The 20306-nt window shown below is 67.9% G+C and carries 16 protein-coding genes and 1 tRNA gene; 10 read left to right on the top strand and 7 right to left on the bottom strand.

The features are described 5' to 3' along the window. Positions 1-109: 109 nt before the first annotated feature. The 3 genes from AC2ITM_RS02835 to AC2ITM_RS02825 all read left to right on the top strand — a co-directional run bounded on the left by AC2ITM_RS02835 (position 110) and on the right by AC2ITM_RS02825 (position 3174). Positions 110-1072 carry an L-malyl-CoA/beta-methylmalyl-CoA lyase gene (locus tag AC2ITM_RS02835; RefSeq protein ID WP_486468327.1) on the top strand — a complete coding sequence of 321 codons (963 nt, stop codon included), beginning with the start codon at positions 110-112 and terminating at the stop codon, positions 1070-1072. A gap of 190 nt (positions 1073-1262) precedes the next feature. After that, complete coding sequence (locus AC2ITM_RS02830) at positions 1263-1811, top strand: hypothetical protein (RefSeq protein WP_486468326.1); 549 nt, start codon at positions 1263-1265, stop codon at positions 1809-1811. Positions 1812-2211: 400 nt separating this feature from the next. Beyond that, the gene (locus AC2ITM_RS02825) at positions 2212-3174 is read left to right on the top strand and encodes an acetyl-CoA carboxylase carboxyltransferase subunit alpha (protein WP_486468325.1); all 963 of its coding nucleotides are present in this window, start codon (positions 2212-2214) and stop codon (positions 3172-3174) included. 654 nt (positions 3175-3828) lie between these two features. On the opposite strand, the gene AC2ITM_RS02820 is transcribed toward AC2ITM_RS02825, so the two are convergent. After that, positions 3829-4173: a RidA family protein gene (locus AC2ITM_RS02820; protein WP_486468324.1), complete on the bottom strand. Its 345-nt coding sequence runs from the start codon at positions 4171-4173 to the stop codon at positions 3829-3831. Positions 4174-5146: 973 nt separating this feature from the next. Here AC2ITM_RS02820 and AC2ITM_RS02815 point away from each other — a divergent pair. Then, entirely contained in the window at positions 5147-5467 is a 321-nt protein-coding gene (locus tag AC2ITM_RS02815) for a hypothetical protein (protein ID WP_486468323.1), read from the top strand. Here the strand turns inward: AC2ITM_RS02815 and AC2ITM_RS02810 are convergent. Then, positions 5446-5522, bottom strand: a tRNA-Arg gene (locus AC2ITM_RS02810). The two genes, AC2ITM_RS02815 and AC2ITM_RS02810, sit on opposite strands and share 22 nt — an antisense overlap. A 336-nt stretch (positions 5523-5858) precedes the next feature. On the opposite strand from AC2ITM_RS02810, the gene AC2ITM_RS02805 reads away from it, so the two are divergent. From AC2ITM_RS02805 to AC2ITM_RS02795, 3 genes are all read left to right on the top strand, one after another. After that, complete coding sequence (locus AC2ITM_RS02805) at positions 5859-8141, top strand: methyl-accepting chemotaxis protein (RefSeq protein ID WP_486468322.1); 2283 nt, start codon at positions 5859-5861, stop codon at positions 8139-8141. A gap of 133 nt (positions 8142-8274) precedes the next feature. After that, positions 8275-9300 carry a LacI family DNA-binding transcriptional regulator gene (locus AC2ITM_RS02800; protein WP_486468321.1) on the top strand — a complete coding sequence of 342 codons (1026 nt, stop codon included), beginning with the start codon at positions 8275-8277 and terminating at the stop codon, positions 9298-9300. Positions 9301-9302: 2 nt separating this feature from the next. Continuing rightward, entirely contained in the window at positions 9303-10496 is a 1194-nt protein-coding gene (locus tag AC2ITM_RS02795) for a winged helix-turn-helix domain-containing protein (protein ID WP_486468320.1), read from the top strand. Between the two features lie 37 nt (positions 10497-10533). On the opposite strand, the gene AC2ITM_RS02790 is transcribed toward AC2ITM_RS02795, so the two are convergent. Genes AC2ITM_RS02790 through AC2ITM_RS02780 form a run of 3 tightly spaced genes read right to left on the bottom strand, consistent with a single transcriptional unit; the run spans position 10534 to position 14237 of the window. Beyond that, a complete protein-coding gene (locus tag AC2ITM_RS02790; protein ID WP_486468319.1) occupies positions 10534-11316 on the bottom strand; it encodes an FAD binding domain-containing protein in 783 nt (260 codons plus the stop codon). Positions 11317-11330: 14 nt separating this feature from the next. Next, positions 11331-13697 (bottom strand): xanthine dehydrogenase family protein molybdopterin-binding subunit, encoded by a 2367-nt coding sequence (locus AC2ITM_RS02785; RefSeq protein ID WP_486468318.1) that lies wholly within the window; start codon positions 13695-13697, stop codon positions 11331-11333. A 57-nt stretch (positions 13698-13754) separates the two neighbouring features. Then, complete coding sequence (locus AC2ITM_RS02780; protein WP_486469381.1) at positions 13755-14237, bottom strand: (2Fe-2S)-binding protein; 483 nt, start codon at positions 14235-14237, stop codon at positions 13755-13757. Between the two features lie 208 nt (positions 14238-14445). Between AC2ITM_RS02780 and AC2ITM_RS02775 the strand changes: the two genes are divergently transcribed. From AC2ITM_RS02775 to AC2ITM_RS02765, 3 genes are read left to right on the top strand one after another with little or no spacing between them, the layout of a single operon-like run. Then, positions 14446-15138: a response regulator transcription factor gene (locus AC2ITM_RS02775; protein WP_486468317.1), complete on the top strand. Its 693-nt coding sequence runs from the start codon at positions 14446-14448 to the stop codon at positions 15136-15138. Positions 15139-15176: 38 nt separating this feature from the next. Beyond that, positions 15177-16340 (top strand): FIST N-terminal domain-containing protein, encoded by a 1164-nt coding sequence (locus AC2ITM_RS02770; protein WP_486468316.1) that lies wholly within the window; start codon positions 15177-15179, stop codon positions 16338-16340. Continuing rightward, positions 16337-18133, top strand: coding sequence for a sensor histidine kinase (locus tag AC2ITM_RS02765; RefSeq protein ID WP_486468315.1), 1797 nt, complete (start codon positions 16337-16339; stop codon positions 18131-18133). The genes AC2ITM_RS02770 and AC2ITM_RS02765 overlap by 4 nt, the downstream gene beginning before the upstream one ends. Here the strand turns inward: AC2ITM_RS02765 and AC2ITM_RS02760 are convergent. Next, positions 18130-19413 carry a glycosyltransferase family 4 protein gene (locus AC2ITM_RS02760; protein WP_486468314.1) on the bottom strand — a complete coding sequence of 428 codons (1284 nt, stop codon included), beginning with the start codon at positions 19411-19413 and terminating at the stop codon, positions 18130-18132. The two genes, AC2ITM_RS02765 and AC2ITM_RS02760, sit on opposite strands and share 4 nt — an antisense overlap. After that, positions 19400-20302 (bottom strand): glycosyltransferase, encoded by a 903-nt coding sequence (locus tag AC2ITM_RS02755; RefSeq protein ID WP_486468313.1) that lies wholly within the window; start codon positions 20300-20302, stop codon positions 19400-19402. The genes AC2ITM_RS02760 and AC2ITM_RS02755 overlap by 14 nt, the downstream gene beginning before the upstream one ends. Positions 20303-20306 lie beyond the last annotated feature (4 nt).

Genomic DNA, 20306 nt, shown 5'->3' with positions numbered 1-20306 from the left:
CACCCGGACAAATCAACGCTGCGACGCAAAAACACGTTGAGATCGGATGGGTAATTTCATAATCGTTAACAACCTTATCGACGCAACTTTGTTACCAACAGGATCGCCGATGTCGTTTCGCCTCCAGCCTCCCGCGCCCGCTTTCCCGAATCGCTGCCAGCTGTTCGGCCCGGGCTCCAATCCCAAGCTTTTTGCCAAGATGGCGGCCTCGGCCGCGGATGTGATCAACCTCGACCTCGAGGATTCGGTCGCCCCCGACGACAAGGTGCAGGCCCGCGCCAATGTCATCGAGGCGATTCGCACCGTCGACTGGGGCACCAGGATCCTCTCGGTGCGAATCAACGGGCTGGATACGCCCTGGTGGTACCGCGACGTGGTCGAGGTCATGGAACAGGCCGGTGACCGGCTGGACCGGATCATGATCCCCAAGGTCGGCTGCGGCGCCGATGTCTATGCGGTCGATGCGCTGGTCACGGGGATCGAGCGCGCCACCGGCCGCACCAAACCCGTCGACTTCGAGGTCATCATCGAAAGCGCCGCAGGCATCGCCCATGTCGAGGAGATCGCCGCCGCCTCGCCGCGCCTCAAGGCGATGAGCCTGGGCGCCGCGGATTTCGCCGCCTCGATGGGGATGCAGACCACCGGTATTGGTGGCACTCAGGAAGACTACTACATGTTGCGTGAGGGCAGCCGGTACTGGTCCGATCCCTGGCACTGGGCCCAGGCGGCAATCGTCGCCGCCTGCCGAACCCATGGCGTGCTGCCGGTCGACGGGCCCTTCGGGGATTTCTCGGACGACGAGGGGTATCGCGCGCAGGCGCTGCGCTCGGCCACGCTGGGCATGGTCGGCAAATGGGCCATCCACCCCAAGCAGATCGCCCTGGCGAACGAGGTCTTCACCCCGCCCACCGCCAAGGTCGAGGAAGCAAAGGCTATTCTGGCCGCCATGGACGAGGCGAAACGCACGGGCGCGGGTGCAACCGTTTACAAGGGAAGGCTGGTTGACATCGCGTCCATTAAACAGGCAGAAGTGATCGTGAAACAGGCCGAGCTGATCGCCGCGTCTCTTTGAAGACTTGATGGCATGCTCGGTGAAGCGCCCGCGGGAGGAGGACCTGCGGGCGCTTTCATTGGAAAACACCCCCATGCAGTCCGATAGATGGAACGTGATCGGGAAATACCCCTGACCTGCGGGATCCACCCTTGGCTTTGGCGGCCTGCACACTAGGCTCCGGCCATCGTCGCGAAGATCCGGAGTTTCCATGCGCCGCCAGAAGTTACTTGACCGTCCCGCCCGAATGATGCTGGCCGCCCTGCTGGCCGCAACCCTTGCCGGCCCCGCCCTGGCGCAGGGGCCGAAGCCCGGCGCCGATGTCCAGGACAGCCCCGTCGCCAAGGTCTTTGCCGGCAAGTGGATGCAAAGCAAGGACCCCCAGCAGCACGGCCTGCTGATGTACCTGACCACGCCGCGCGCGCGCGCGGGCGAATATTTCTCGGTCATCTGCGAAGGCCGTGGCCCCACGGTCAAGCTGGGCTTCAACAAGCCGCCGCGCGGCAAGGATGTCGACCTTGAGGTCGATGGCCACCGGATGCAGGTGCCGATGGAGGCCACCGGCGTCACCAATGATCCGCAGATCGCCCGGGCGAAAATCTACAGCTACCGGGTGAACTTTCCCTCGCCCCAGGCCCGCGACGCCTTCCTGCAAAGCCTGCGCGCCGGTCACCGGCTGACGGTTTCGGGGCAAAGCCACCCGATCGACCTGACCGGTGCCGCCCAGGCCATCGCCGAACAGCGCGCCTACTGCCGCTGAGCCCTCGGGCCCTGTCGTCCTTCGCAGAGGCCAGGACCACCATGCGGGTCAGGGCCGAGACGTTCGGCAGGGTCCCCGGCACATTGATATGGAAGGCCTTGCAGGTCGCAGGACCGGCGAGCGTGATGCGCTGATCACCCTGCCCTGCCGGACGCCATGGGGGCTGCCGGGCCAGGCGGTGCGCCAACCTCCAGAGGGGCCCGGAATGCTGCACGCCTTTTACCGGACCATGGTGGGGCTGCTGCCGGCCTCGCTCTGGCCGGTGCTGCGACACTGAAGCGCGAAAAACCTCTTCACCAATTCGGCATCGCCCTGCCTCCGGCTGCGTCGGGGCCTCTGGCCAGTTGCATCCGGCGCCCCTCGCCGTCATATACGGCGCTAACCGAAGTGGGAGTCCCTGATGACCAATTACCTCGATTTCGAACGTCCCCTGGCCGAGATTGAAGGCAAGGCCGAAGAGCTGCGCGCCATGGCGCGGCAGAACGAGGAGATGGATATCGAGGCCGAGGCCGCCGCGCTCGACAAGAAGGCGGCGGACATGCTGGTCGATCTCTATGCCAAGCTGACGCCCTGGCGCAAATGCCAGGTGGCCCGCCATCCCGACCGGCCGCATTGCCGCGACTATATCGACGCGCTGTTCACCGAGTTCACGCCGCTGGCCGGCGACCGCAACTTTGCCGAGGATCTGGCAATCATGGGCGGGCTGGCGCGCCTGGGCGACCGTCCCGTCGTGGTGATCGGCCACGAAAAGGGCAATGACACCAAGTCGCGCCTGGAGCGCAACTTTGGCATGGCGCGCCCCGAGGGCTATCGCAAGGCGATCCGGCTGATGGATCTGGCGGACCGGTTCGGCCTGCCCGTCGTGTCGCTGGTCGACACTGCAGGCGCCTATCCGGGCAAGGGCGCGGAAGAGCGCGGCCAGTCGGAAGCCATTGCGCGGTCTACCGAAAAATGCCTGCAGCTTGGGGTGCCGATGGTGTCGGTCATCATCGGCGAGGGCGGATCCGGCGGGGCGGTGGCCATTGCCGCGGCGAACCGCGTGGCGATGCTGGAGCATTCGGTCTATTCGGTGATCTCGCCCGAGGGCTGCGCCTCGATCCTGTGGAAGAACGCCGAGAAGATGCGCGAAGCGGCCGAGGCGATGCGCCTGACGGCGCAGGACCTGCACACGCTGGGCGTCATCGACCGCATCATCACCGAACCCATGGGCGGTGCGCACCGGGCGCCCACGGAAGCCATCGCGGCCGTCGGCCGGGCGCTGGAAGCCGTGTTGACGGACCTGTCGAAGCTGGACCGCAAGGCGCTGATCGCGGACCGACGGAAAAAATTCCTGGAAATGGGCTCGAAAGGGCTGGCGGCGTAAGGGGGCGCTGCCCCCAACCGGCCTGCGGCCGGTTTCCCCCGAGGTATTTGGGACAAGAAAATGGCAGGGCGGCGGATCCCCGGGCGGGGCCGCCGCTTTTGTCGTGTCAGAGTGGCGCGTTGCGGGCTGGGCGTCGAGAGCAGCCGCGTCAGCGTGGCGCCGGTGATGCGGCCGCCTGGCAGCGCCGCGCCATCCATGGCCTGGACGTTTGGCCCACCCCATGGCGGTTCGGCGCCGGCGACTTTGGATCACGCCCCATGCGCGCGCCATGGCTTTCTTGATCGGCATCCCCATCAGCATGTTCTTCGAGCGCCACTGACGGAAGCGGAAACGGCTGATCGGATCGGCATCGGGACAGGAGGGGCGGCCGATGAGTGACAGATCGAGGCCAAGTCCCGGCGCGATCCCCAGCGGTCTGTCGGCCTGGAGGGCCAGGTGGCCGGGTCTTCGGGGGACCTTCTGCCGCGCAAAGACCTCAGGCACCCGGGCCGCCGGATCAAGGGCGATGCGGTTGTCAGGCCGGGACGCATGGGCGGCCGGGCCACAGCCGCAGGGCCAGTCGATGGCCCTGCGGCTGTCTTGGGCAACCGCCTGATCGGGCCTGGCGGCACCGGAGAGGCCGCGCCGGGACACCCCCGGCGCCAGCCCGGCAGATCAGGCCACCGCTGCGGTGACGATGACCTCGACCTTGTAGTCGGGGGTTGCCAGCTTGGCTTCGCCGGTCGCACGTGCGGGCGCGTTGGCCGGATCGACCCAGGCGTCCCAGACGGCGTTCATTTCGGCGAAATCGGCCATGTCGGCCAGCCAGATGGTGGTGGACAGCAGATGCGCCTTGTCCGAACCGGCTTCGGCAAGCAGGCGGTCGACTTCGGCCAGCGCGGCCTGGGTCTGTTCGGTCACCGAGGCGCCTTCGCCGACCTGGCCGGCCAGATAGACGATGCCGTTGTAGACGACGGCCTGGCTCATGCGGGCGCCCGCTTCGATGCGCTTGATGCTCATGTCTCGTTCCTTTGATGCAGAGACGGCCCTGCTCCCCGGGCCACGGGTCTTTACGGCCTGAGGCGCCGCGCGCCCTCTCGTAAAGACCCGCGCGATCAAGGGGAAGCCCCTGCAATATGCTTTGCCCCCAGAAAACTGGACCGTTTGACTCTGGGTTTTCCGCTCATCTTTCCTGGCTGGGAAAGGAGCGGAAAGGCATGAAAGCATCGAGGTTCGAGGAGGCGCAGAAGGCCTTCATCCTGAAGTGGGGCCAGCCAGGCGCGCCGGTCGCGGAGATCTGTCGCAGTTGGAGCGGATAGCAATCGATCCGGTCGATCGAGTGTCGCAAACAACGGGATCGGCCAGGCGACATCCTTCAAATATGGTGGCTTGCTACGTGACGAGATGCGCCGACTGAAGGCGCCTGGGGATGAGAATACGCGGCGGACTAAGATCATCGCGGCCCTCACTGTGGACAGGTGAAATGTTGCAGGACGTCATTCGGCGAAAGTGCCGAAGCCCGGCCGTTTGCACGCGCAGGTCACCGGGATCTGCATCGACCGGGGGCGATCAGGGGGCCATCTGCTTCGACATGTCCCGGCGCAGGGTTCAGGCCACTGTCGAGATGCGGATCGGGGAGATCTGCGAGGCGCGCGTCCGGTACGGCCACCGGCGCGCCCATGTTGTGCTGCGGCGATGCCAACCTCTGGAATGATCTCCGGCATCGCATCATCACGCCAGGGATGGCGCCCTTCGACACCCAGAACTTCGCCCGGCAAGGCGCCTCCCGATAAGACACGTCGCTCATGACACCTGTCTTAACGCGGTGCGCCCCAGTCTGGCAGGCCGGTTACCATCAACAACAGATGGCTGCGGCAGCTTTTGCCGGTTCGATCCGATTGAGAGATTACTGGGCCATCATCGCTCTGATCGAGGGGGCCATATTGCTGCCACTCAGGTCAAAAGCCCGAAGACGGCGCGTTTGCAGGGGCTGATGTCCGCAACCGAAATCGCGGATTTTCGGCAGAGGGTCGTGACGCCCACGATGATCCCCCGGGAGACCGGACCACGTCGCAACACGATATTCGCGCTGTCCGCTGCGGCCGGCGTCAAGCCGTCCCAGCCTGAAGGGCCGGAGGCGGACCCTATCGATCTGCGCCGATGTCGCGATGCCCGCGATCTCGAGCCATCAGGAACAGCGCCAAGCTTCACCCGTCGCGACATTTCTCTTGGGGGGCATGAAATCCGCCAAAACGTGCAAACTTATGGTGCATTGGCACACAAGGAAGAAGATGGTGACCCCGACAGGACTTGAACCTGTAACCTATCCCTTAGGAGGGGATTGCTCTATCCAGTTGAGCCACGGGGCCACGGCATGCGCCGTCTCGGACGTCTTACCTGCTGGCGACGGGCTTGTCATCGGCCGATTGCGCCCCGGGGTCGGTCGAATTCAAGGTAAATTCCCGCGCGCCCCTGGATCAGGCCGGGCCCGGCTTAAGCCAGCATTAAAGCACAGCTGTCATTTCTCGCTGAACTCCGGGTGCGCAACCCGCCCGGAGGGTGCCGGAGCGCCACTCGGCGGCTCCCGCCCCGGCTGACTGCCAAGGCTCTGGAGGACTGCGATAATGACCGATCACCTGGCCGCCACACCGGCCGTCGTTTCGAAGAGATCGCCATTTGCGATTTTCGGGAACCTGCGCCTGGCCGTGAAGCTGCCTCTGATCATCACAACCGTCAGCGTCGTGATGGCCGCCACATTGACCTACACGTCCTACATCGACGCCAGCGACATCATGAAGGACGAGATCCGCCGCAAAATGCAGAGCGTGGTCAACATCCGCAGTGACCAGATCGAGGACATGCTGACCCAGTCCGAAGCCCTGATCGACACCCAGGCCAGCAACCCGACGCTCCTGTCCGCCGTCAACAGTTTCCTGCTGGCCTGGAGCGGCCTGGGGGCCGATGCCACCAAGACGCTGCAGACCACCTATATCACCAACAACCCCAACCCGCCCTTCCAGCGCGAGAACATGGTCTCGGTCGAGAAGCCGAACCAGTACGACCGCATCCACGAGAAATATCATCCCTATCTGGTCAAGCTGATCCATTCCCGGGGGCTGGCGGATGTCTACCTGGTCTCGGCCGCCGGGGACGTGATCTATTCCAGCGACAAGACCGATGATTTCGCGACCAACGTGCTGAATGTCCCTGGCGAGGTCTCGGGTCTGGGTGCGGTGGTCCAGGCCGCCATGGCGATGCCCGAGGGCCAGGTCGCCTTCGAGGATTTCGCCCCCTATGCCCCGATCGGCAAGCAGCCCGCCGCCTTCATGGGGACGCCGCTGATGGGTCGCGACGGCAAGACCATGGGGGTCCTGGTGTTCCGGATGCCCACCAGCATGGTCGACCGGATCATGGTCAATGCCGATGGCCTGGGCAAGACCGGTCAGGCCTACCTGCTGGGCGACGACGGGCGGATGCGCAGCGACTCGCGCTTTCCCCAGGGGGCGAAGATGCTCGCCAAGGTGCCCGACGACATTCTGAAAACCGCCAGCAAGGTGAAGGGCGAGGTCCAGTTTTCCAAGGTCCTGCACCCGGATGGCACGGCCGTTCTGACGATGGTCGGGCGCATCGACTTCCCCGGCGCGCATTGGAACATGGTCGTCGAGCAGGACGAGGCCGAGGTGCTGACCCCGATCACCGGGCTGCGCCAGGTGCTGATCACCCAGGCCGTGGTGCTGGCGCTGATCATCACCGTCATCGGCGTGGTGATCGGCCAGTCGATTTCGCGGCCCTTCGTGCGCATCGGCAATGCTATCCGGGGCGTGGCCGAAGGCGACCTGAGCGCTCCGATCCCGATGACGAACCGGCGCGAGGATGTCGGCAGCCTGGCCCGCAACCTGGAGAACCTGCGCGACAAGCTGTCGGTCGCCGCCGAGATGAGCCGTCAGCAGGACCGACAGGCCGCCCAGCAGCGCGAGGTCGTCGAACATCTGACCAAGGCGATTGCGGAACTGTCACGCGGCAACCTGACTGCGACGATCCAGACCCGCTTTGCCAGCGATTATGAAGGGCTGCGCGAAGGCTTCAACAGGGCTATGGCGCAGCTGAACCAGACGATTTCGCAGCTCGTCGGCTCGGCCAAGGAGATCGACCGCAGCGCCCGCGACGTCGAAAACGCCTCGAACGACCTGTCGCAGCGGGCCATCGAACAGGCCGCCAACCTGGAAGAGACCGCCGCCGCGATCACCCAGCTTTCGGCCTCGGTCAAGCTGACGGCGGATTCCGCCGGCGAAGCCGACCGGGTGATGCTGCGGGCCAAGGATAATGCCAAACGCAATGGCGATGTCGTCTCGCAGGCCATGGTCGCGATGGACAAGATCTCGCATTCCTCGAAGAAGATCACCCAGGTCACCTCGGTGATCGAGGATCTGGCCTTCCAGACCAACCTTCTGGCGCTCAACGCGGGCGTCGAGGCGGCACGGGCGGGCGAGGCGGGGCGCGGCTTTGCCGTCGTCGCCTCTGAGGTGCGGGCACTGGCGCAGCGCAGCTCGGAAGCCGCCAAGGAGATCAACGCGCTGATCCAGGAATCCGCCGAGAACGTCACCGGCGGCGTCGAACTGGTGGAACGCGCCGGCAAGAGCTTTGACGGCATGATCGGAGAATTCGACAAGGTTTCGGCCTCGGTCTCGTCGATCGCCACTGCCGCACGCGAGCAATCCGTCGGCCTGCAAGAGATCAACACGGCCGTCGATCAATTGGATGGCGTCACCCAGAAGAACGCCGCCGTCGCCTCCTCGGTGCATGGCACGGGCAAGCTGATGGTCAACGAAGCGGCGAAACTCAGCAATATTTCCAGCAGCTTCCAGGTGGAACACGGGGGAACCCAGGCGATGCCCGAACGCGCGCCCGCCCCTGCCCCCGCGGCCACCCGTGCCGTGGTCAATGCACCGGCGGCGGCTTCGGGGGAAGATGACTGGGCAGAATTCTGACCCCCCGTGGCCCGCAACAGCAGGCCGGGTGCGGGCAGGGCAACGGAACGTCGCGCCCCGCTGACAGCAAGTCACCTTGCGAAGCGGGGGGGGCACGGGATACCATCACCGGGTAAACGACAGGAAGATGCCCGTGAACAAGCCGCCCAGCCGCCCCCTGACGCTCCGTGACGTGTCGGAGGCCTCCGGGGTTTCCGAAATGACCGTCAGCCGGGTCCTGCGCAACCGCGGCGACGTGTCCGAGGCCACCCGCCAGAAGGTCCTGCACGCCGCCAAGCGCATGGGCTACGTGCCCAACAAGATCGCCGGCGCCCTGGCCAGCCAGCGGGTGAACCTGGTTGCAGTGATCATCCCTTCGATGTCGAACATGGTCTTCCCGGAAGTGATGACCGGCATTTCCCGCGTACTTGAGACCTCGCCGCTGCAGCCGGTGGTCGGCATCACCGACTACCAGCCCGAGAAAGAGGAAAAGGTCCTCTACGAGATGCTGTCCTGGCGTCCCTCGGGCATCATCATCGCGGGCCTGGAACATTCGGATGCCTCGCGCGCCATGCTGCAGGCCTCGGGCATCCCGGTGGTCGAGATCATGGACACCGACGGAGAGCCGATCGATTCCGCCGTCGGCATTTCGCACCGCCGCGCCGGGCGGGAAATGGCCAAGGCGATCACCCGGGCGGGCTATCGCAAGATCGGTTTCCTGGGGACCAAGCTGGGCCTCGACCACCGCGCCCGCAAACGGTTCGAGGGCTTCACCCAGGCCCTGGCCCGTGATGGGCTGGAAATCGCGGATAGTGAATTCTACCTGCGCGGCTCGGCCCTGGGCAAGGGGCGAGAGCTGACCCAAGCCATCCTGCAACGCCGCCCCGATCTGGATTGTCTCTATTATTCCAATGACATCGTGGGCGCAGGCGGCCTTTTGTGGGCGATGGAACAGGGCTATGACATTCCCGGCCATCTGGGGCTTGCGGGCTTCAACGATGTCGAGCTGCTGAAGGGCCTGCCGCGGCGCCTGGCCACCATGGACAGCTGCCGGGACGAGATCGGCCGCCGCGCCGCCGAGATCATCCTGGAGCGCGTCGAAAATCCCGAGGCGCCCTCTGCCGGCAAGGTCGAACTGACGCCCAAGATCGACTTCGGCGACACCCTGCGGATGAGCTGACCATGCCCCGCGCGCAGCTGGACCCGGCCGGCGCGCGGCGGCTGTTCCTGCACCGTCACCTGCTGGGCGACATGCCCGCAGGCCCCGGCCGTGGCACTGACCTGCTGGATCTGGTGACGCGGCTGGGCTTCGTGCAGGTCGATTCCGTCACCACCCTGGCGCGCGCCCATGACATGATCCTGTTCGCGCGCCGCCCCGCCTACCGGCCCGGCCATCTGGCGCCGCTGCTAGAACGCGACCGCAGCCTGTTCGAACACTGGACCCACGATGCCGCCATCGTGCCCCGGGCCTTCCTGCCGCATTGGCAGCTGCGCTTCGCCCGCGATGCTGAACGGCTGCGCGCCCGCTGGCCGCGCTGGCAGGGCGAGGCCTTTCTGGCGGAACTGGCGCAGGTGCTGGACCACGTCACCGCCCATGGCGCCGTCTGCGCGGCCGATCTGAAGGCCGCGGAGGCGCAGAAATCCACCGGCTGGTGGGACTGGCATCCCTCGAAGGCGGCGCTGGAATACCTCTGGCGCAGCGGCCGGCTGGCGATCACCCGGCGCGAGGGGTTCCGCAAGCATTACGACCTGGCCGAGCGCGTGCTGGGCCCCTGCGACACGCCCGACCCGCAGCAGACGCTCGACTGGCTGAACGCGGCGGCCCTGGACCGGCTGGGGTTTGCCACCAGCGGCGAACTGGCGGCCTTCTGGGACATCGCCACCCCGGCCGAGGCCCGCGACTGGTGCGCCCGCGCCTGCGCCGACGGCACCCTGGAAGAGATCGAGATCACCTTCGACCGCCCCCGCCGGGTCTTTGCCCGCCCCGGCACGACCCGCGAGGCAGCCGCCCTGCCCCCGGCCCCCGCCCGGATGCGCGTCCTCAGCCCCTTCGATCCGGCGCTGCGCGACCGCGCCCGGGCCGAGCGGCTGTTCGGCTTTCGCTACCGGATCGAGATCTTCGTCCCCGCGCCGCAACGGGTCTACGGCTATTACGTCTTTCCGCTGCTCGAAGGGGAAACCATGGTCGGCCGCATCGACATGAAGGCGGACCGCACGACGGGACGGTTGCTGGTGACGCGCCTCTGGCCGGAACGCGGCATCACGTTCGGCAAGGGCCGCATCGCCCGGCTTGAGGCCGAACTGACCCGCGTCACGCGCTTTGCCGGGCTCGATGGCATCGACTGGGCCCCCGGCTGGCTGGCCGAACCGAAATGACCCGGGTCCCGGACACAGCCAGGACCCGGGGGCGGGGTCAGGCGGCCAGAACCGCCCGGCCCGTCAGCACTTTCACCAGATGCGCCCGGTAGGCGCCGGTGCCGTGCAGGTCGGTGATCATCCCCTCGGCCGGAACGCTCAGCCCCGAGAGGGCTGCGGGGGAAAAATCGGCCGACAGGGCCTCTTCGGCGTCGCTCCAGCGGAAGACGCCATCCTCCGAGGCGCCGGTGACGGCGACCCGCACCCCCGCAGGATACCGCGCCACGAAGACGCCGGTCAGGGCGAACCGCGAGGCGGGCTGTTCGAACTTCTGGTAATTCGCCGCCTGCGGGATCGGGAATTTCACCGCCGTGATGATCTCGGCCTCGGCCAGATCCGTGGTGAACATCCCCTGGAAATAGTCATCCGCGGCGATCTCGCGCCGGTCGGTGACGATGGTCGCCCCCGAGGCCAGCGCCGCCGCCGGATAGCAAGCGGCGGGGTCGTTGTTGGCCAGGCTGCCGCCGATGGTGCCACGGTTGCGCACCGCCGGATCGCCGATGCCCCCCGCCAGCGCCGCCAGCGCCGGATAGGCCGCCGCCTGCGCCGCCACCACCGCATGGGCCGTGGCGCCGCCGATGACCAGCTGGTCGCCATCGCGGCAGACGCCCTTCAGCGCCTCGATCCCCAGCAGGCTGACCAGGGTACCGGGCGCGTTCAGCCGCTGCTTCATCGCCGGGATCAGGGTCTGGCCCCCCGAAAGCGGCTGGGCCTCGTCCCCGGCCAGGGCCGCGACGGCCTCGGCCAGGGTGCGGGGCCGGAGAAGTTCAAAGTCGTACATCCCGGGATCTCCCTTCAGCTGTGCATCGCCGCCCAGACGCGGGCGGGCGACAATGGCATGTCGATATGCGCGACCGGGTGGCCGGCGCGCTGCAGCGCGTCGATCACCGCATTGACCACCGCCGGCGGAGACCCGATCGCCCCGGCCTCGCCACAGCCCTTCACCCCCAGCGGATTGTGGGTACAGGGCGTGCAGCAGGAATGGTCCACCACGATCCCCGGCACGTCCGAGGCCCGCGGCATGGCGTAATCCATGTAGCTGGCCGACAGCAGTTGCCCGTCCGCATCGTAGCGGCAATGTTCCAGCAGCGCCTGGCCGATGCCTTGGCCGATGCCGCCCTGGACCTGCCCCTCGACGATCATCGGGTTGATGATGGTGCCGAAATCATCGGCGGCAGTGAAGCTGCAGATCTCGACCCGGCCGGTGTCGGGATCGACCTCGACCTCGCAGATGTAACAGCCCGAGGGATAGGTGAAATTCGCCGGATCGTAGAAGGCGGTTTCCTCCAGGCCCGGCTCGATCTCGTCCAGGGGGTAGTTGTGCGGCACGTAGGCGGCCAGCGTCACCTCGGACCAGGCCAGCGACCGGTCGGTGCCCGCAACGCTGAAACGGCCCTCCTTCAGTTCGATGTCCTGATCCGAAGCCTCCAGCATGTGGCCCGCGATCTTCTTCGCCTTGGCGATGATCTTTTCCGTCGCCCGCACCATCGCCGAGCCCCCGACCGCGATCGAGCGCGACCCGTAAGTGCCCATTCCCATGGGCGTATTGGCCGTATCGCCATGAACGATCTCGACCTGCGAGGCATCAATGCCGATCATGTCGGCCACGACCTGAGGGAAAGAGGTCTCGTGCCCCTGCCCATGGGAATGGGACCCCGTCATGACCACGATCCCGCCGGTGGCCGTGACCCGGACCGTGGCCGATTCATAAAGCCCGGCGCGGGCGCCCAGCTGCCCCACCAGGTTCGAGGGCGCGATGCCGCAGGCCTCGATGTAATGCGCCAGACCGATGCCGCGCAGCCGGCCCCGGGCCTTCGAGGCCTCGGCCCGGGCGGCAAAGCCCGCGTAATCGGCCAGCCCCAGACAGGTGTCCAGCGTCGCCTCGTAATCGCCGGTGTCGTATTCGACGGCCACCGGGGTCGCATAGGGGAACTGGTCCTTGCGGATGAAGTTCTGCCGCCGCAGCGCCGCCGGATCAACGCCCAATTCCCGCGCCGCCTTGTCGATGACGCGCTCTAGCTGAAAGGTCGCCTCGGGGCGGCCGGCGCCGCGATAGGCATCGACCGGCACCGTGTTGGTGAAGACCGCGCGCACATTGGTGTAGATCAGCGGCGTGCGATAATTCCCGGCCAGCAGCGTGCCATGCAGCCAGGTCGGCACCGAGGGCGCGAAGGTCGACAGATAGGCGCCCATGTTGGCATAGGTCAGGCAGCGCAGCGCGGTAAAGTTGTGCTCGGCATCCAGCGCCAGCTCGATCCTGGTGACGTGATCGCGGCCATGGGCATCGCTGATGAAGGCCTCGGACCGGGTCGAGGTCCATTTCACCGGCCGCTTCAGTTCCTTGGCGGCGAAGGTGACAAAGGCCTCTTCGGCATAGTGAAAGATCTTGGTGCCAAAGCCGCCGCCCACGTCGGGCGCCACCACGCGCAGCTTGTGTTCCGGGATGCCCAGCACGAAGGCGCCCATCAGCAGCCGGATCACATGCGGGTTCTGCGAGGTGGTGTAAAGCGTGGAACTGTCGTCGTGGAAGGCATAATCACCAATCGCCACGCGGGGTTCCATCGGGTTGGCGACCAGGCGGTTGTTGACCAGATCCAGCGTGGTGACATGGGCGGCCGCGGCAATGGCGCGGTCGACGGCCTCGCGGTTGTCCTCGACGAAGCCCCAGCTGTAGCACAGGTTCGAGGTCAGATCGTCATGCACCTTCGTGGCCCCCGCTTCGCAGGCGGCCTTCATGTCGATGACGGCCGGAAGCTCGGTCAGGTCCAGTTCGATCGCCTCGGCGGCGTCGCGGGCCTGCTCGAGGGTCTCGGCCACCACGGCGGCAACGATTTCCCCGACATGGCGGATCTTGCCGTCGGCCAGCACCGGATGCCGGGGTTCCTGCATGGGCTGGCCCTCGCGGTCGGTGACCTGCCAGCCGCAGGGCAGACCGCCCAAGGCAGCGAAATCGCGGCCGGTGAAGATGCGCAGCACCCCGGGCATGACGGCGGCCGTGCCGGTGTCGATGCCGTTGATCCTGGCATGGGCCACGTCGGCGCGCAGGAAATGCACATGCGCCTGGCGGGCCAGATTGATGTCGTCCGTGTACCGGCCGCGACCGGTCAGGAAACGGATGTCCTCGCGCCGCTTGGGGCTGGCGCCGATGCCGTCCTTAGGCATTCTCTCCTCCCTCTGGAAAGGGCACGCCTCCCAACGCGCCCGTCGGGTGACGGCGGCCTATTCGGCCGCCACGGCAACCGGCTGGCCCGAGGCCGCGAGGATCGCCTTGACGATGTTGTGGTAGCCGGTGCAGCGGCAGAGGTTCCCCTCCAGATGCGCGCGGACCTGGGCCTCGGTGGGGCGGGGATTGTCCTTCAGCAGCGCCGCCGCCGCCATCACCATGCCCGGCGTGCAGAAGCCGCATTGCAGGCCGTGGTGGTCCTGAAAGGCCTGCTGGATCACCGACAGGCTGCCATCGGCATTGGCCATGCCCTCGATCGTGGTGACCTGGGCGCCCTCGGCCTCGGCGGCGAACATGGTGCAGCTTTTCACCTGCAGCCCGTCCACATGCACCGTGCAGGCCCCGCATTGCGAGGTGTCGCAGCCGACATGTGTGCCGGTCAGGCCCTGGATGTCGCGCAGGAACTGGACGAGCAGCGTCCGCCCCTCGACCTCGGCGGTGCAGGGGCGTCCGTTCACCGTCATGGTGATCTTCATGATGTGTCCTCCCTTGGCCTTCCGGCCCGCGGGCGGACCGGACGCTACGTCAAGCTAGGCCTGCGGTTCGCCGGACCGCCATACGACCAAAGTCGTAGCCCTGCGACCAAGGCCCAAGTGCATGACCCCGCCACCCGGTCTAGGATGGAAGGCTCTGGCGCGGGGCCCCCTGCCCCCGCTATGATGCGACACCAGGTTCAGGGAGGACCCGATGGCGGACAGACAGATGCGCTCGGCGCTGGTGGTGGACGATCACCCGCTGTTCTGCGACGCGCTGGCGATCACCCTGGGCAGCGTTGCCGGGATCAGCCAGATCCGCACCGCCGCCACCCTGGAACAGGCCCTGGAAGAGGTCCGCCGGGGCGGTGCCCCCGATGTCGTGGTGCTGGACCTGAACCTGCCGGACGTGCGCGGCCTTGACGGGCTGATCCGCATGCAGGGCGCGGCGCGGGTGCCGGTGGTCGTGGTGTCCTCGATGGCCGAGGACCGCGTGGTCGCCGCCGCCATGAAGGCGGGAGCGGCGGGCTACATCCCCAAGCACAGCCAGCGCGAGGTCTTCCGCACCGCCTTCGAGACCCTGCGCCGCGGCGGCACCTACCTGCCCGAAGGCTTTCTGCCCGCCGAGGAAGAGGATGACGACGGCATCAGCCGCGACGAGGCCCTGGCCCGCATCGCCATGCTGACCGGCCAGCAGGCGCGCATCCTCAGCCTGATCACCGAGGGCAAGCTGAACAAGCAGATCGCCTATGAACTGTCGATCGCGGAAACCACGGTCAAGGCGCACATGACGGCGATCATGCGCAAGCTCGGGGTGCAAAGCCGCACCCAGGCGGCGCTGCTGGCCAGCCGCGCCAGCTTCTCGAACGTCTTGCAACAGGACGGGCAAGAGGCCAAATTTCCCTGACGATCCCCGGGGAGAGGGGGGTCGGGGAGGACCACCTGATGACTGCACCCAAGGGCCCGGACGGCACCCCGCCCCCGCCCATCGTCCGCGCTGCCTCGGTCGCGGCCAGCGCCCCCGATGCCGCCCGCCTGCTGGCCGGCGCCCTTGGTCCCGGGCTTGAGGCCGTGATCCTGTTCGCCGCCCCCGCCTGCGACCTGGAGGCGCTGCTGGCCGGCGCCGCGCGGCACCTGGACGGCGCCCGGCTGATCGGCTGCACCACCGCCGGCGAGATCGACGAGACCGGCTATGCCGAGGGGCGCGTGCTGGCCATCGGCCTGCCCCGCAGCCATTTCCGCGCCGCCGTCCTGCCGCTGGCGCCGCCCTCGGTGCTGCCGGTCGAGCAGCTGATGCGCGAGATGCTGGAAACCCGCAATGCGCTGGCCCGGGCCGCCCCCGACTGGCGCCACGAATTCGCCTTCCTGCTGATCGACGGCCTGTCGCAGCAGGAAGACCACCTGGCCCCGGGCGTGTCGGCGGCGCTTGGCTCGGTGCCGCTGTTCGGCGGCTCGGCCGGCGACATGGAACGTTTCGACAGCACCCGCGTCTTTGCCGGCGACAGCATCGCGCCCGGCGGCGCGGCGCTGCTGCTGGTGCGCGGCACCTGCCCGGTCAAGGTCTTCAAGACCGACCATTTCGCCCCCACCGCGCGGCGCATGGTGGTGACCGGCGCCGATCCCGAACGCCGGGTCGTGACCTCGATCAACGGGGCGCCGGCGGCGGGGGAACTGGCAAGGCTGCTCGACATTCCGGCCGCGGCGCTGGACCATGCCTTCCTGGCCTCGCATCCGCTGGTGGTGCATGTGGCGGGCGAATACCACGTCCGCTCGATCCGGCGGGTGGGCGATGACGGGGCGCTGCATTTCTATTCCGCCATCGGCCTGGGGCTGGTGTTAAGCGTCGCCCAGGGCACCGACATGGCCGGGCATCTTTCCTCGACCCTGGCCGAGCTGTCGCGCAACGCCCGTCCCGACATCGTGCTGGGCTGCGACTGCCTGCTGCGCCGGCTGGAGGCGCGCCATCACCAGCAGACCGCCGCCCTGTCCGGCCTGATGCGCGAACACCGGATGCGCGGCTTCTCGACCTATGGCGAGCAGATGGGGGCGCTGCATGTCAACCAGACCCTGACCGGGGTCGCCATCTACCCCCCCGAGGCCCGCCCATGACCGCCCGCGACCTGCTGGACCCAAACGATCCGCCGACCGCCCAGGTGGTCAAGCTGCTGACCATTGCCGATGCGCTGATGTACCGGGTCGAGCAGGCCAATGCCGCCCCCGGCACCGCCTTTGCCCAGTTCCAGCGCGCCGCCCTGCTGGAACAGGAGGTCCGCGCCCGCACCGCCGAGCTGGAGCGCGCCCTCGACCTGCTGAACCAGTCGAACGCCCGGCTGGCCGCCGCCAGCCACGAGGCCGACGAGGCGCGCACCAACCTGACCAATGCCATCGAGACGGTGCAGGAGGGCTTTGCGCTGTTTTCCGCAGACGAGGCACTGGTGCTGTTCAACTCGCGTTTCGCGCTGCAACTGCCGGACGTGCAGGCACAGCTGGCGCCGGGGCTCAGCTTTACCGATTACGTGCTGATGGTGTCCGACAGCCGGCACCTGATGCTGCCGGCGGGGGAAACCCGGGCCGGATGGCGGGCCGGGCGGATGGCGCGCCACGGCGACCAGCACGGCATGTTCAACGTCCGCCTGCGCGGCAACCGCTGGCTGCAGGTCAGCGAACACCGCACCCCCGACGGTGGCATCGTCATCCTGCAGACCGACGTCACCGATATCATGCGCATCGAACGGCGCGAGCGGGCGCGGATGCTGGACGACCAGGCGCGGCTGATCCGGGCGACGCTTGATCACCTGGACCAGGGGGTCTGCATCTTCACCCGGGACGGCCGGCTGGCGGGCTGGAATGCCCGGCTGGCCGACCTGCTGTCCTATCCGATCCGCAATTTCCACATCGGCATCGACGCCGAGGCGCTGATCGGCTGGATGGCCGGCCAGTTCGCCTTTCTGGGCACCACCGATGCCACAAGGCTGCGCGCCTGGACCCGCCAGTCGCATGGCCGCGCGCCCCTGATCTTCGAGATCGCCCAGGGCGCCAGCCGCACCCTGTCGGTCTCGGCGCAGGAGATGCCGGACCGCGGCTTCGTCATCTCGGTCACCGATGTCACCGCCGAACGCGCCGCCGCCCGGGCGCTGAGCGCCGTCAATGAAATGCTCGAGGCCCGCGTCGCCGAACGCACCGAAGAACTGGAGGCCGCCCTGGCCGAGGCCGAGCGCGCCAATGCCTCGAAGACGCGGTTCGTGGCCGCCGCCAGCCACGATCTGCTGCAACCGCTGTCGGCGGCCAAGCTGTTCCTGGCCGCGGCCGAGGACAACGGCATCGGCACCCAGGCCGCCCCGGTGCTGGGCAAGGCCCGGCGCGCGCTGGAAAGCGTCGAGCACCTGATGGGGGCGCTGCTGGATATCTCGCGCCTCGATTCCGGGCGGGTCGAAGTCCATGTCGGCGCCGTGCCCGTCGACCGCCTGATGCGCCAGCTGGCGGACGAGATGCTGCCCCAGGCGCAGGCGCGCGGGCTGGCGCTGCGGCTCTGCCCCTCGGCGGCGGTGGTGGCCAGTGATGCCACCTACCTGCGGCGGATCCTGCAGAACCTGCTCAGCAATGCGATCCGCTACACCCCCAACGGCCGTGTCCTGCTGGGCGCCCGCAGGTCTGGCCGCTTCCTGCGGATCGAGGTCCATGACACCGGCCCCGGCATTCCCGAGAACCGCCGCAAAGACATTTTCCGCGAGTTCGAGCGCCTGAATGCCCCGGTCAGCCCCACCGACGGCATGGGCCTGGGCCTGGCCATCGTCGAGCGCGCCTGCACCCTGTTGGGGCATGAGCTGACGCTGACCTCGACCCCGGGCCAGGGCACCTGCTTTGCGGTCCGCGTGCCGGTGATCCGCTACACCCGGCGCTAGCCCCCCTGCCCCGGCAGGCCGGACGAATCACGGGATTGCTCCGGCCCGGCCCGGGGCGCCCGATCGGGAAAGCGCAGCACCCGCGCCGGCCCCGTCTGTCGGCGCGCGGGCGGCGGGCCAGGCGGGGGCAGGATGGAAAACAGCATCCGCCGCATCCGGGTCGACCAGGCCAGCGGCGCGTAATGCAGGCTCCAGGCGTGCCGGATCTCGGCCTGGCGGCGGGCGGCATCGCGGCAGAAGGCTTCGGTCAGGGCCAGGACACGCAGCGCATCCTCGCGGGGATCGCCGCCGGATGTCAAAGCGCAGGCATGGGGATGGGCCTGCAGGATGTCGCGGGTGCCGGGCAGATCGCTCATCGCCAGCGGCAGACCGGCCTCGAACGCCTCCAGCGCGGCGATCGGCATCCCCTCGTAGCGAGAGGTCAGCAGGAAGGCATCAGACCGCGCCAAGCTGTCCGAGAGATCGTCCAGCGGACCGATGAACTCGACCCGTCGCACCGCCGCAGGCCCCAGGATACGCCGCGCCATTTGGCGCAGGGGCGGCAGATCCGTGCCCTCGCCCACCAGGCTCAGCCGGTAATGGCCGGGCAGATGGGCAAAGATGCGGAAGGCGCGCTCCAGGTTCTTCTGCCAGCCGGGGCGGGCGATCACCAGAAGGCGCCGTCGGCCAGGCCCCTCGTCGAGGCGCGTCACCATCCCCAGATCCGAGCAATTCGGCAGCACCAGGCATCGGTGCCGGTCGCAAAGCGCGGCCCCAACGGCATTGCGATGCGCCGCGCGCGCGCCCTCTGACAGGAAGATCAGCGTCTGGCGCGGCCCCCGCGCCAGGCAGCGGCGCTCGAACCACAGCGACAGCCCCGCCCAGAGCCGCCGGTGACCCGGGCCGAAGGGCAGACCGTGATAGGTCACCGCAACCTCCGGGCCAGAGACCCGGCCGAGGATCAGCAACAGCCGCAGCAGCAGCACCGCCATGCGGGCATGGGCCCAGACCAGCGCCGGACGTTCCCGTTCGATCAGGCGCTGCAGGGTGCGCGCCGCGCTCAGGTGCCAGATCAGCCGGCCGCGGGTCGACAGGCCCCGCACCTGCATGTGCCGCGCCGGAGCCCGTCTGAGGAAGGCATAGCCACCGCGATCCAGATCGCTGACCACGACGAAACGCACCAGGCCGCGGCCGCCCTCGACCAGATGCGCCAGATGCCGTGGCACGCCGGAATAACCGCCATCGCCGCCCAGCAGCATGATCTTCTGCGGCTCGGGCGTAGCAGAATCAGACCAGGCCAAGAAGCGCCCCCCCCCAGAATCCAAGCCGCCCCTGGCAGGTCTGCCGGTACAGGCCCAGCTTGCGGAACGTGCCCAGGCGGCGCATCCGCGGGGCCACCCGGGCCCGGGCAAAGGCGTGCAGCGTCGTGCGGTTTTCCGGGGTCAACAGGTCTTCGCAGGCCTGCAGCGCCTGCAGCTGCGCGGCCACGCGGCGGGCATAGACGCCGCCCAGCACCGCCCGCTTGCGGCCCAACCAGTGTGGCACGCCGATCACATTGCCGCCGTGCAACCGGTACAGCAGCGCAGGTTCCGGATCATAAAGCGCCAGAGCCCCGGCCCCGGTCAGCAGCTGATAGAGAAACCAGTCATGAGCATAGACCCCGCCCGCGCGCGGGGCGGCCTGCCGGGCCAGACGGGCGGCCGCGGGGTTCAAAACCAGCGTATTGCCGAAAGCCACGTTCTCTAGCAAGGCGTTCTCGAACCCCGGGGCGCGCCGGGGATGGGCCGAAAGGCGATGGCGGTCCCGGACCGGCCACCAGTCAATCCGGCGGGCATGGACGAAGGCCGGCACATGGCCCGGGACGCGGTTCAGCAGCGTCTGCGCCCGCGTCAGCTTGCCCGGCAGCCAGATGTCGTCCTGGTCGGCCAGCGCCACCAGCCCCGGCAGATCCGGCAGCCCTGCCAGAAGCGACAGGAAATGCGCCGCGGCCCCCTGCCCCGGCCCCTGCGACAGCCGCACCCGGCCGGGCAGCTGACCGGCGGCAAAGGCCCGCACAATCTCGGCAGACCCGTCCGAGGACCCGTCGTCGCCCACCCGCAATGCCCAACCCGCGGCCAAAGAGGCCTCCAGGCTGGCCAGCTGTGCCGGCAGATAGGGGGCCCCATTCTTCACGGCCATCAGGATCAGCATCTTG

This window comes from Pseudooceanicola sp. NS-SX9, assembly GCF_057380705.1.
The sequence above is the reverse complement of the archived record's forward strand: the minus strand, read 5'-3'. Positions and strand labels throughout refer to the sequence as shown.